Genomic DNA, 330 nt, shown 5'->3' on the forward strand with positions numbered 1-330 from the left:
CCCCCGAGGCGATCGAGGGCGCCACGTCGTCCGCGCTGAACGAGCTGTGGGGCACCGGGCTCGACGCGGTGGCCCTCGCGCGCATCGGTCGCACGGCCGAGAACGAGGCGGTCGGCGCCCCCACCGGGATCATGGACCAGATGTCGTCGATGCTCGGCGAGCCCGACGCCGCGATCTTCCTCGACTGCCGCTCGCTGGAGGCCGAGGTCGTGCCTCTGGGCATGGCCGCGGCCGGGCTGTCCGTGCTGGTGATCGACACCCGCGTGAAGCACGCCCACTCGACCGGCGGCTACCGCGCGCGCCGCGAGTCGTGCGAGCGCGGCGCCGCGG

General features: G+C 75.2%; 1 protein-coding gene. It reads left to right on the forward strand.

All coding sequences use genetic code 11. The features are described from left to right. The coding region (locus DW309_RS06540) for a GHMP family kinase ATP-binding protein (RefSeq protein WP_446724683.1) at nt 1–330 on the forward strand (330 nt) is incomplete at both ends.

This window comes from Microbacterium sp. K41, from assembly GCF_004794395.1.
In the GTDB taxonomy this organism is placed as follows: domain Bacteria; phylum Actinomycetota; class Actinomycetes; order Actinomycetales; family Microbacteriaceae; genus Microbacterium; species Microbacterium sufflavum.